This window comes from Gardnerella sp. c10Ua_31 (assembly GCF_055700915.1).
Genome location: NZ_JANUYG010000002.1, coordinates 154,274 through 167,082, shown reverse-complemented (window position 1 = coordinate 167,082; position 12,809 = coordinate 154,274). Strand labels below are relative to the sequence as shown.

General features: G+C 35.6%; 10 protein-coding genes. 7 read left to right on the top strand and 3 right to left on the bottom strand.

Features of this window, described 5'->3' with window-relative positions; all coding sequences use genetic code 11:
• Nucleotides 1-2 precede the first annotated feature (2 nt).
• From NYP55_RS03145 to NYP55_RS03135, 3 genes are all read left to right on the top strand, one after another.
• Nucleotides 3-716, top strand: coding sequence for an HAD family hydrolase (locus NYP55_RS03145; RefSeq protein WP_346284303.1), 714 nt, complete (start codon nucleotides 3-5; stop codon nucleotides 714-716).
• Nucleotides 717-718: 2 nt separating this feature from the next.
• On the top strand, nucleotides 719-1,924 hold the full coding sequence (locus NYP55_RS03140; protein ID WP_346284304.1) for an iron-containing alcohol dehydrogenase: 1,206 nt from the start codon (nucleotides 719-721) through the stop codon (nucleotides 1,922-1,924).
• 160 nt (nucleotides 1,925-2,084) lie between these two features.
• The gene (locus NYP55_RS03135) at nucleotides 2,085-3,530 is read left to right on the top strand and encodes an MFS transporter (protein ID WP_472781567.1); all 1,446 of its coding nucleotides are present in this window, start codon (nucleotides 2,085-2,087) and stop codon (nucleotides 3,528-3,530) included.
• 343 nt (nucleotides 3,531-3,873) lie between these two features.
• On the opposite strand, the gene NYP55_RS03130 is transcribed toward NYP55_RS03135, so the two are convergent.
• From NYP55_RS03130 to NYP55_RS03120, 3 genes are all read right to left on the bottom strand, one after another.
• Nucleotides 3,874-5,070, bottom strand: a complete 1,197-nt coding sequence (locus NYP55_RS03130) for an SGNH/GDSL hydrolase family protein (RefSeq protein WP_472781566.1) — start codon at nucleotides 5,068-5,070, stop codon at nucleotides 3,874-3,876.
• 72 nt (nucleotides 5,071-5,142) lie between these two features.
• Nucleotides 5,143-7,173 carry a family 20 glycosylhydrolase gene (locus NYP55_RS03125; RefSeq protein ID WP_415680509.1) on the bottom strand — a complete coding sequence of 677 codons (2,031 nt, stop codon included), beginning with the start codon at nucleotides 7,171-7,173 and terminating at the stop codon, nucleotides 5,143-5,145.
• A gap of 101 nt (nucleotides 7,174-7,274) precedes the next feature.
• Complete coding sequence (locus NYP55_RS03120; RefSeq protein WP_415680510.1) at nucleotides 7,275-8,414, bottom strand: ROK family protein; 1,140 nt, start codon at nucleotides 8,412-8,414, stop codon at nucleotides 7,275-7,277.
• Nucleotides 8,415-8,692: 278 nt separating this feature from the next.
• Between NYP55_RS03120 and NYP55_RS03115 the strand changes: the two genes are divergently transcribed.
• The 4 genes from NYP55_RS03115 (at nucleotide 8,693) to NYP55_RS03100 (ending at nucleotide 12,808) form a co-directional block, all read left to right on the top strand.
• The gene (locus NYP55_RS03115) at nucleotides 8,693-9,646 is read left to right on the top strand and encodes an ROK family protein (RefSeq protein WP_415680511.1); all 954 of its coding nucleotides are present in this window, start codon (nucleotides 8,693-8,695) and stop codon (nucleotides 9,644-9,646) included.
• A 75-nt stretch (nucleotides 9,647-9,721) separates the two neighbouring features.
• Nucleotides 9,722-11,005, top strand: a complete 1,284-nt coding sequence (locus NYP55_RS03110; protein ID WP_016785565.1) for an ABC transporter substrate-binding protein — start codon at nucleotides 9,722-9,724, stop codon at nucleotides 11,003-11,005.
• Complete coding sequence (locus NYP55_RS03105) at nucleotides 11,005-11,976, top strand: carbohydrate ABC transporter permease (protein WP_415680512.1); 972 nt, start codon at nucleotides 11,005-11,007, stop codon at nucleotides 11,974-11,976. The genes NYP55_RS03110 and NYP55_RS03105 overlap by 1 nt, the downstream gene beginning before the upstream one ends.
• Nucleotides 11,966-12,808: a carbohydrate ABC transporter permease gene (locus tag NYP55_RS03100; RefSeq protein ID WP_016635532.1), complete on the top strand. Its 843-nt coding sequence runs from the start codon at nucleotides 11,966-11,968 to the stop codon at nucleotides 12,806-12,808. The genes NYP55_RS03105 and NYP55_RS03100 overlap by 11 nt, the downstream gene beginning before the upstream one ends.
• Nucleotide 12,809: the final 1 nt, after the last annotated feature.

Sequence of the window (12,809 nt, the reverse complement as noted above, 5' to 3'; positions counted from 1 at the left end):
GGGTGAGGTATAAATTAATCCTTTGGGATTTTGATGGAACCATAGCCAGTACAAGCGAAGACGTGTGGCGTTCCATAAACTATGCCGCATGTGCTTGTGGGTCTAAGCTTCCTGAAGGATTTATATCTAATAGTTCTAATTTGAGTAAGTCAACATTAGAAATATTTAAGTGCCTCATCCCATATCCTGGATTTGAATTTTATAAAAAATTCGATTCAGATATTAGTAATCATTATAGGAATTTAAATAATTTTCATAGTACGCACATGTATGCGGGCATTGCTCGGCTTATTTTGAAACTTAAAAAATGCGGAGTAATAAATGCAATAGTTACGAATAAGCCATTGGATGCATTGGAAAAGATTTTGAATATAAAAAAATGGATTGAGCTATTCGACAGTTGGATTTCTCCAGATTCTTTGTATTCTGAATCGAAAGTTTATATGAGCAAGAAAGAAATGATTTCTTTAATGATTAGTAAATATAATATTAGCCCTTTTGATTGTGTATATATTGGAGATTCCTATAGCGACGTTGAGTCTTCTAGAGAAAATTGTGTTGATTGTATTGCTGTATCTTATGGAGACGGTGAAATCTCTGCATTGAAGTTGGCCAGGCCAAAGTATTTAGCTAATTGCGTAAATGACATTTCTTCAGTTCTATTTTCTTCTTATATTGCAAATGAAGAAAGAAACTCTTTGCTGGAGGTTCAGTAATCATGATTAATAATTTTGATCTTTGCATTGGAACTAAGTTTGTGTTTGGCAGGAATGCTCAATGTAAAGTTGGAAAAGAATTAAAAGATAGAGGTATATCCAAGGTTCTTCTTCATTATGATGGGGGAGAATACCTTTCACATATTCTTTTTGATATTAAAAATAGTTTGCATAAATACAATATTGATTTTGTTGATCTTGGTGGAGTTGAGCCAAATCCTAAGCTATCGCTAGTTAGAAAAGGTATTGAAGTTGTAAAAAATAATTGCATTGATGGCATCGTTGCAATTGGAGGTGGTTCGGTAATTGATTCTTCTAAAGCTATAGGTATTGGAGCTGCTGGTAATTGTGATGTATGGGATTATTTTACTGGGTTTGAGAAAGTAAAGTCTAGTTTGCCAGTGTTTTCTGTGCTTACTTTGCCTGCGTCGGGTAGTGAATCAAGCAAAGTAGTGGTTATAAATAATGACTCTGAGCATCTTAAGCTGCTTATATCTAATACAATAGTCAGACCTGTTGTTGCTTTTATGAATCCAGAACTAACTCTTAGCGTTCCAGCATATCCAACAGCATGCGGAATAGTAGACATGTTTAGTCATATTTGCGAAAGATATTTTAGCGATGATAACGATTTTGGGGTAGTGGATTCCATGTGTGAAGGTGTTTTGCGCACTCTAATTTCCATAGGTCCGCGCTGTTTGGAAAATCTGGAAAACTATGATTTGCGTGCGCAGATTATGTGGATTTCAACAATTGCTCAGAATAATACTTTTAGTATTGGTCGCAATGAAGATTGGTCTACGCATACGTTAGCGAATGAGATTAGTGCTCTATATAACACTCCTCATGGTGCAACATTATCTATAATCATGTGTTCATGGATGAAGGTTGCTTCTAGCAAGAATGCTAAGAGATTTGCTAGATACGCAAAAGAAGTGTTTGGCATTTCTACTGAAGCAAATGTTAGCACTGTAGATAGTGAATCTTATTTAGCAAATAAGGGAATTTTGGAAACTGAAAAGTTTTTCAAATCCTTAGGTATGCCTACGAGTTTTGAAGATGCGGGTTTGCCGAAAGATGGAATCGATAAGATGCTGAGTCAAATTGAGTTCTTTGGTGAAGATAATTCTATAGGTTCTGTTGCAAGGCTAAATCCAGATGATTGTAAAAAAATATATCAGCTTTCTATGCATAGGGAAATCTGTTAGAAAATTCGTTTTTTAGTGGGTTATTGCTGATTTAGCTGATTTATAAGTAAATGTTGTTGACATAAGTCAAATGAAGATTTGTGCCAGCGATGCTGCGTCAAAAATATAGGCGTGGTAAAAATATTCCATTTAATTGGAAGAATAGAAGAAAGGAATAGCCATGACTAAAGTTGAAGTCAGTGAGCGAACTAATGGCATTCCAGTTCCTGAAGAGGGAACTGAAGAGTTCGCAAAAATGAATAAAATGGCAAAAGTTGCAATTCCTGTTGTGCTCGCTATTTTTACTCTTGGCGTCTTGCAGCAGCAGGCTTTTGGAATGATTTACGTAAATATTGGAGACCAGCTAAAACAAGCAAACCTTGCTCCATTAATCACGTCTTTGCCAGGAATTGTCTTGGGTATTGTGTGCGTTATTTATGGTTCGCTTGGTGATTTTGTGTCGCTAAAGAAAATGATGACATTAGGAACTGTTGTGTTTGTTGCTGCATCGGTTCTTGGATGCTTTGGTCATCTTAATATTTGGATTGTAATTATTGCTAGGATTTTACAATCTGCTGGATGGCAAGTTTCTGGCTCTATATTCTTGGTGCTGGTTTCTAAGTATGTAGAAAAGGAGAAGCGAGTTATTTGGTACGGAATATTTGTTGCAGTATTCCGTGCTGCTGCCGCTTTGGGTGTATTCCTTGCGGGATATATGACCTTAGTTGATTGGAGAATTCTGTTTGGCATTGGCGTGTTGGCAGTGTTCTTGCTGCCAGTATTGCGTAGGAATCTGCCAGATGAACATTGCAAGGGCGCAAGGATTGATGTTATTGGCTTTGCGCTTATAGGTCTATTTGCAGCATCTGTAACTATGTTCTTTACAGATATGAATTATTTCTGGCTTGCTGCTTGCGTGGTGACGTTAATCGCATTTGTTGTTTATATAAATAAGGCTAAGAACCCATTCATTACACCTAAGATGCTTACAAATCCAGCATTTGCAATGACTATGGTTGTAATCTTTGTTGGATACTTCTTTAGCTACACTTTGAATGCAGGATGCAATGCTATTGGATTAAATGTTTATAAGATTGATTCTTCCCAAGTGTCTAATTGGCTTGTTTGGTCAATCATTTTAGCTGCGATTATGGGATTTGTTGCTGGTCCTATTATTCAAAAGATTGGACGCAAAGCTTCGGTAATTCTTGCTCTTGCGTGCATGGGATGCGGCTTGATTGCAATAGCTATTTTGATTCCTGCAGGCCAGGTTTGGGCGCTTGCTGTTGCTCCGTGCATCTACTACTTTGGCACTTCGTTCTTCTACCAGCCAATTGTTGATACTGCAACTTTGACAGTAGAACCTGAAGAATCTGGTAGAGCTTTAGGATTTAATGATTTGCTTCAAGCTATTACTGGTTCGATTGGTGTATCTTTATTCGGACAGCTTATGGCCAATGGCTCGATGAGCGGAGGATCTATGTTTGGAACAGCAAGCGGCCTTGCTTCCACATATGCAAACGTGTTTATGATAGGCGGAATTATCGTTCTTGCAGCTATGGTTATTTTCATCTTCTCTATGAAGATGATTTATAGCCATTCGCACGTTGAGAAAGATGAGGTGTAGTAGAGTCAGGTATTGTAGTCAGGTATTTTAGTAAATAAATTATTTATTGCCGTATTTAACTGTAATTGTTAAATTGCAGAGTATTAGGCATTGTTGAAAATTTTAGAAAGGTTTATAAGCAATAAAAGCCGCAGTGGATTTTTCGTTGCGGCTTTTATTTTGTTGTTGAACACGCTGATTATAACTACAAAATGCGGAAGATTTGCGGTTTCATGTAGTGCGTTTACGCTACGACCTGCCTTGCGCTACTTATGTAGTGTGTTTGTATTAAAAAACACCGAAATTTGGTACAATCGCACTACAGTTTTGTGTAATGCATACTTTCTTTTTTGATTGTCATCCTTTACATCAACTGTTTTATTTTATTGATTAAGATTTGCGCAGCATTTTTATGTGCTATTTTTCCAGGGTGACTGCATGCGCCAAGATTATTATCGCTAGTATTTTGTAATTCAATATAGAATATTTTCTTGTCGCTTGTTTTATTACAGAAATCATTAATGGATTGTTTAATAAGATTCTCCAGCCTATTTCCAAGCATCCCATAGCACCAAATTATGGTTGAGTCTGGGTTAATCTTTCTAACTGTTTCTAATAGGTTATTTACGCCGTTTTTAACTATCTTTGCAGACTCATTATCTAAGAAGTCATTTTCACTTGAGTTTAGAGCGTTTTTATCTAAACTTAACTTGAATTTTTTATGTGTTTTCGGGTCTTCCCACTCGTTTGCAAGGCAAGCTGTGGCGTCGTTTGTTCCAAGATTTATAATAATAAAATCAGTGTTGTTTACTGGTTTATAGCTGTTGTTGCTGCCAAATTCAATGTTTTTCCCTTGAGCGGGTTTACAAATTTTTGAGTATATATTTGTTAATGTGCAATTAGGATTATTTTCGCAGTTGCAAACTATTCCCCAGCCTGCTTGAGATATTACGCTAAAATCTGCATTTAAGGCGTCTGACACTATTCTAGGGTATCCATTCCAAGCGCTAAAAATGGCAGAGCAATATTTCTGTATACTCGCATTCGCGCATGCTCCTTCTGCGCTTGTTATACTGTCTCCTATAAATTCAAGAGTTAAAGATGGTTTTTCTGGATTCCTAAAAGTTCCATCATATATGACTTTTTCTATAACAAAAGTTTGAGTCGGGTCTTCGTGCATAAACTGTGTTTCTTTTAGCAAACGTATTTTATGATATTTATTATCTTCTAAATCGTTAGACAATTGAATTAAGTTAACGCCATTGTTAAGTGCTTGTTTGCTTATTTGGCACCCATCTATGTCTACGCTTACCCAAGGTTCATATTGTGTGTAAGATGACTCAATTACAACTTTTAGTGAGTTTCCTGAATACAAAAATTCAACGCCGCTTCCAGTCCAATAAGTTGAATAGTATTTTTTGCTTCCACAAGGATTTTTTACATGATTATATCTTCCTAAAACTCTATGTTTTACATCGAATATGTTGGATATTTTTAATCCAGAGTCTAGAATTGCTTGTTCGTTGATTGAGAAGTTTGTGTTATTCATAAAAGCCTTCATCTTATATTTATAATTTTCATAAAATAGTCATCGGATAATAAATAGTAATAAAAAGTAATAAAAGTAATATATTTAATTGGCATTTTTTAGTAGCCAATCTATGTGCCAATCAAAAACTGGTCGAATCCTGTACAAGTCTGCAGATTTTCCTATAGAATTCCACCTATTTGCATATTGAATAAACCAATTGTTTATAGTCTGTACAAAGTAAGCTACTTGGTCTTTGCTTATTTTATTGCTGCTATTTGAATATTCTGCGCTTGCGTTAAGAATATACAATCCAAGGCTATTAAGTATTTGCTGGCCTTGAATACTTAAAATTGTTGTGTTTATAAAGTCTTTATTTATTCTTTCTTTGAGTGTGTAGCATTTGGAGCAAGAGTACGTTTTATAAAGATCATTTATGCATTTGTACAATGTGTTGTTGTATTTTTCTGCATTTAATATTTGTTGATTTCTATCAGTCAAAAACTGTTTTCTTGCTTCTTTTAGAGATATGTCTTTTTTGAATCCTAATAAGAATAAAACATCTTTGTTTGAATTGCCATTATCATCAAGCTCTTTAAATTGCACCGCGTCTGACCAGCTAAATGCTTGTGAGTGTGATGCTTCTTGAAGAATATTGCATAATTGAGGGCAAGCATTATCGGTAAGAATATTGCTTATATTTTTTAATAAGGTATTTAGCGAATTGATATCTGCAAAATCGTGTTCTACATTGTTTTTACTTATCTTGCTAGATCCCCATGAGTATTGAGCAGTCATAATCAAATAAGGCAAAGAGAGAATTGGGTCATTTATATGACCATAATCTCCCCAGTCTGTGAGTAATAATCCACAAGCGTTATTTTTGTGAGCATATTTACACATTTTAGATATGTTGCTAACTGCGCAATCAAAGTCTGGTATTAGTCGATTCCAAGTTTGTGTTCCAGGGCATACGTATTGCTGTGCGTTTTGATTATGTATTAATTTAACACTATCTTCTGTAACGTTTGCTGCATAATTCCAGTTTGCAAAAATAACATTTTTTGGAATGGCGCATAACATATTTGGATGTTTTAATGCAATATCTGCATACATTATTGGCTGTGATCCTATTTCTTGTAACGAATTGCATAATTTTTGAACGTAAGATGAATATAGGTTTGCTACGCCATCTTTTTGCGCAATTTCTTTGCTTTCTCCGCAGCCAAGATCAAAGGTTTCATCTGCGCCAATGTTGAATTTATTTGATCTAAATAATGCTGCATAATCTTTAATTCTTTTACTTATGAATGGTATTGTTTGTGGGTTTACAGGATTAAATGTGTGATGCAGCATTCTTTCTACAAAGCTAAACGGCCTTTGTGATTGGCTAGGGAATTCGCCAAGATTTTTATAAGACGGACTTCTTAAAACTTCGTACATATGACCAAAAGTTGCCATAGTAGGAACAAGCTCAATTCCTCGGTTGTAGCAATATTCGTCTAGTTCAATAATTTCACTGCATGTAAGTGGGGTATGCTTAATCCACGATTCAATAGTATTTTCTAAATCAATAGTATGCTCAACATAAAGCTGTAGTTGGTTATATTTGTATAAGCACAATTGATCTACCAAAATCTTTAGCCAAGAAAGCTTAGGTATTCTACCTCTTGAAACGTCGTAAGAGTATGCTCTGACTGGTATTTTTGGAAAGTCTTCAATTTCTATTAAAGGCATACTTGTTCCAAATTGTTTAATTAACTGTCTTATAGTTTGTATTGCAAAACAAATACTCTGAATGTCTTTAGCTTCTACAGTGATTATTGCACGATTTATTCTTGGTTGATTATTTGCTAATGACGTATAAATTTTATATTCTTGTGCGCGAAGATCCTTGTTTATTGATACATTTATGGCGCTTTTATAGCCATCTCCATAGCTAACATTCCAATCAAAATTAAATTGATTTTTTAAGTCTGCACATAACTGTTTTCCAGCAGTAGTAATTCTTGTATCTGGTTTAATATTTTTGAAACTAATATAGCTTGACTCTGGAAGAGTTATGGAGTCGTTTCCTGTAATTTTTAATTTTTGTGGATAAGGCACAAGTATTATTGTTGATTCTTTTATATCCATGATTAATGCTTCTTTGCTATTTTTGTTTAAGTTTTATCTTTTAATACATATTCAATATGATTAAAGATTTTTATTGGTAAATATTGGTATATTTTCGTATATTAAAGATGCATAATTCTGTTTTGAATAACAGAAATGCATTCTCCAATAAGAGTTATGTCGTTATTACACGTACAGCGTCTTACGGTGCACAAGTGTTTTGGATTATAAGGGCCGTACTCTTGTATGGCTTCTTCCGTGGCGCTTATAAAGACTTTGTTTACAATGTCGGATGGTCCATAAATAACAACATCTGTTAAGTCTAAAAGATTAATAGTTGTTGTAAGAGCTTTTCCTAAATAATGTCCAGCTTCTGTTAGTATGTCTATTCTTGCTTGATTAGATGTGAACATTTTTTTATGCAATATTTCTGCAGATATATATGTTTCTAAACATCCCTTTTTTCCACATGTGCAAGTTGGACCATTAGTGTCAACGGTTATATGACCGATTTCTCCTGCAGAATTGTTTATGCCAGTAATTATTGCGTCATTTATTAATATAGATGCTCCAACGCCTAGTGATAATTGTATAAATATAGTGTTTGATACTCCGTTGCCGAAAAATCTTTCTGCTAGAAGTGCGCTATTTGTATCGTGGTCAATAATAATAGGGCAGTCAAAATATTTGTTTAATTCTTCTTTAAGATTTATATTTTCCCACTGGAGGTTCAACGAACGTATGACTTTTCCATTGTTGTCTACAATTCCAGGAACAGCAATGCCTATTCCCAATATATTATTGTTTGATTGCTTTATAAGAGTTTGACACAATTCAACTATTTTGTCTGCGCTAACATCTGTGTTTTTGTATAGTGATATTTCTGATCGTTTTAATATATCTCCGCATAGGTTGAGGATTGCGCCTTGTATTAAGCATGGTTGAGAAATATCAATAGCTATAATATTCCAATAAGTTGCATCAACTTCTAGTAATGTTCCTCTTTTACCACGTTCTATTTTTGATTCATGCCCACTTTCTATAAGCATGTGGTCATCTAGCATTTCAGATACAACGGTAGAGATTGATGCTTTTGAAAGTTCTGTCTTTCTTACAAGCATTGCTCTAGAGAGTATTTGCTTTGGGAATAAATAATTGAATACTAGCATTCTATTATTTATTCTTGCGTCTGCGGGTATTGTTTTTTGAGAAACCGTCATCAGCTGATTTATCATCGACTGAGGTATTTGGGTATCTTCCATATTGCATCCCATCTTCAAGCCCTTTTATTTTTATATGTTACATATTATCAGATAAATATATAGTTTGGAACATATACTAAAAGATGTTTTTAGAAATTATTTTTTTGAATTTACGTTTTTTGTATTAATAAGTTATATTGCGAAACGCCTTTATTTTCAATGTTTTTTGATAAATATTATAAATGGTATTGCTTTTTTATTTTTTAGTGCAATAATTGTACTTAATCCAATAAATATGGACTTTACTTCAAGGTAGAGGTAATTGTAAGGAGTTTATTATGGCACTTGATTCGCCAATACGTATAGGTGTAGATGTTGGTGGCACAAAGGTGCTGTGTGCAGCTTTTGACACGCACAATAAGCCTATTGCGTATTCTCAAGTGTCTACTCATCAAGGAGAAAAAGAAATCGTTGATGAGGTGTGTAATCTCATATCAAAAGTGATTAAGCAAGTTAATAATATATATGGAAAGGAAGTTGATTTAAGTATCGGTATTGGAGTACCTGGATTAGTGAATCAAAACACTGGTTGCGTATGCGAATCGGTGAATTTGGGATCGCATAATCTAGATTTCAAATCTGAAATCTTAAATAGATTTGGAATAAATGCCTACATTGATAACGATGTTAATGCTGCAGCCTTTGGTGCATACCATTATTATGGAGCAAATTCAAGCAGTTTAGTGTTCTTGAATTTAGGCACTGGTGTTTCGGCAGGAGTAGTTATTAATGGGTTGCTTTTCCACGGTTCAACTGGGATTGCAGGAGAGATAGGACACATTGTTGCAGACAAAAATGGTGCAATGTGCCCATGCGGTCAGCGTGGGTGTGTAGAAACAATAATATCTGGAAGCGCTTTAGCGCAAATGTGGCCTACCAAAAATGGGTATCCTATTGCATCGTTGCTAAGAGAAGTCTCCAATAAAAATGAAAAGGCTGAAAAAGTCTGGCATAAATTCATATTCACGCTTGTAAGCACAATACAAATGCTTACAGTAACTTTTGACCCAAAAATTATTGTTATCGGCGGTGGCATAAGCAAGATAGGAACAATTTTATTAAAGGATATACAAAAAGTTATTGGTGAACTTGAGACAAAATCGCCATTTTTGTCCTCATTAAATATATCTAATCGTCTAGTGATTGCAGATCAAGAGGTGTTTTTTGGTGCGTTAGGAGCAGCTCTTATCGGCAATCACAATAACGATATAAAAAAGGAGGGAAATAATTAATTACATACATTTTCCAACTAGATATTGCTAATACGTAACTGTTAATACATAAATTGATTTCAAAGGAGAAACATTATGAATGCTATTGGTAAAGGTGTTATTGCTGGATGCGTCTCAATCGCAGCCGCACTATCGTTATGCGCATGCGGTTCTTCTGCAAATAATTCCGAATCTTCTACAGTATCGTTCCAAACTTGGAATCTTAAGAACGATACTTACACTCCATATTTTACAAAACTTATTAGTGAGTTTGAAAAAGAAAATCCTGGAGTAAAAGTCAAGTGGGTCGATCAGCCTGCAGAAAACTATGATTCAAAGTTGTCTACGGATGCCGCAGCTGGTCAATTGCCAGATATTGTAAATGTTAACGAACAGCAAGCATACAATCTTGCAAAGTCTGGAGCGTTGCTGAATCTTAGTAAAGAAGCTGCAGGAATGGCCAAGGACTATTTGCCTCAGGTTTGGGATGGATCTAAATTCTCGGGCAATGGTATTGACGAAGGAGTCTACGGATTCCCATGGTACTTAAATATTGATGTTGCTTATTTGAACAAGGATGTTTTTGCTAACTGCGGTCTAGACATTAATAAGCCGCCAAAAACCTACAATGATTTATTCGATCAGGCAAATACGGTTAATGAAAAATGCGGTGGTAAGAGCTACATGATTGCTGTTCCATACGTATTCCCTTCGCAATTTGAGGAATATGGTGTTAACTTCTTGAGTAAAGACAGGTCAAAGTTTACCTTTAACTCTAGCAAGGGTGTTGAGTATATTCAGCATTATGCAGATCTTTATAAGAAGGGTGCTATTCCTAAAGATGGAATGAATGCAAACATAATTAACGCAGAGAAACTATACTTCCAAGGAAACATAGCGTATATGCTTGATTCAACTTCATCTGTTGCCGCATTTAAGGCAAATGCTCCGCAAGTCTATAAGCAACTCGATGTAGCACCATTGGCAACAAACAAGAAGAATACGCTTAACCCAATGCTAATGGCAGTAAATTCTCAAACAAAGAATAAGAAAATGGCTCTGAAGCTCGCTAACTTCTTAACAAACAAGAAGAATCAAGTTGAGTTTTCTAAGAAGTCAAACACTTATCCTTCGGCAGCTGGCGCAATGGACGATCCATTCTTTAAGAGCATTGACGAATCTACTATAGAAGGCAAGGTTCTTAGAGTTGCTAAGGAAGAAATTGATAATGGTACTGTTGCAAACTTCCCACCAGAGATTTCCGATACTGACGGCGTAAACTATCTATCTCCTGAATTAACTCAGGCAATTCAAGGAGAAAAGGGAGTTAAAGAAGCGCTTGATAAAGCAGTTGCCGCACTAAACGACAGGTTAAAGTAATGATTTCTCCTATGAATAATCCACAAGCCGAGTCGGCAGTGAGTCGCAGTAATGCGGCTCCTGCCCCTCGGGGCATCTTCCGTAAAAAATTTAACGAAGATGGGTGCATATCTTGGTTATTTGTTCTGCCAGCTTTAATCATACTTATATTGTTTTGCATTTATCCGTTTATAAACACCATCTTAAGATCTTTTACAAACGCTAGAATGCTTATACCTGGGCACAATGTTGGATTTGCAAATTACGCAAAACTATTTGGCGATAGTCGTTTTGTAACTGCTATTTTCAATTCTGCTTTATACACAGTATGCGTTGTGCCATTTATGATTATTTTGCCTCTTATACTTGCTGCTTTGGTGAGTAAAGATTCAAAAATAATAGGATTCTTTAGAACAACCTACTACTTCCCAGTAGTGTTGTCTGCAGTGGTAATAGGGCTTATCTGGACTAACTTGCTCGATACAAGGGGATTAGTTAATTCCATTCTACAGATGATTCACGTAGTAACAGGGCCATTGCCATTCCTTACAGACAGATGGCTAACAATTTTTAGTGCAATGTTTGTAACAATATGGTTAGGTCTTGGATATTACATGATTATTTATTTAGCAGCTTTAGCTAACATAAATAAATCATTGTACGAAGCTGCAGATATAGACGGAGCTGGAATAATGCGCAAATTCTTCTGCATCACAGTACCAGGAGTTAGATCCACAATGACTCTAATAATGATGCTTTCGTCTGTAGCAGCATTCCGAGTGTTTAACGAGGTGTATGTAATTACTCGTGGTACAGGCGGAATAGGCGGAAAAGACATAACAATGACAATGCTGATTCAGCAAGAAGGAACAGGATTGAGCGCTCGCACTGGGTACGCTAGTGCAATAAGCGTTGTTCTGTTAATTATTGTTGGTTTTATAACAGTTATTCAGCAAATATTTGTTCACAGGGGTGCTGGAGATGAAAACTAATAACACTCATCGCGTTAGAATCGGAACGATAGTTCAATATTGCATTCTTGTATTAGTGTTCATATTGCTAGCTGGTCCATTAGTATGGGAAATTGCACTAGCATTTAAGGGCCCTAATGACAATGTTTTTGCAATGCCTCCGTATTTGATTCCGCATGATTTTACAGTGCAAAATTTTGTAAAAGCATTTAGAACAGTTCCTATACTTCACTATTTGTGCAACACCTTGATTGTTGTAGCAATGAATGTTTTAGGCAATATAATCGGATGCTCAATGGCTGGATATGCTTTTGGGTGCTTAAAGTTTAAGTTTAGTAAAATTGGTTATTTGCTTTTTGTTGCCGCAATCATCATGCCGTGCGAAGGTATTCTTGTTTCTACATTCCTTCTAGTAAAAGGTATGGGATTAACGAATACTCTGTTTGGTTTGGCTTTGCCTGGTTTAATCGGCCCGTTAAACGTATTGCTTATGGTAAATGCGTTTAAATCTGTTCCGCAAGATTTACTAGAAGCTTCAAAAGTAGATGGAGCGAATATTTGGCAAAGATTCGTGTATGTAGCATTGCCGCAGGTAAAAGGAACACTTACTGTTATTGGCATATTGTCGTTTGTTGGAAGCTACAACGACTTCTTGTGGCCATTGGTTGCATTAAGTGATGACGATAAATATACGCTTACTGTTGGCTTGAATCGTTTACAAGGAACGTTCTATACGGATCCTAGATTAGTTGCTGCTGGTGCAATAATATCGCTTGTTCCTATAGTTGTATTCTTTGCTTTATTCCAAAAGCATCTTTACAAAGGATTACAAGAAGGTGGGTTGAAAGGTTAAA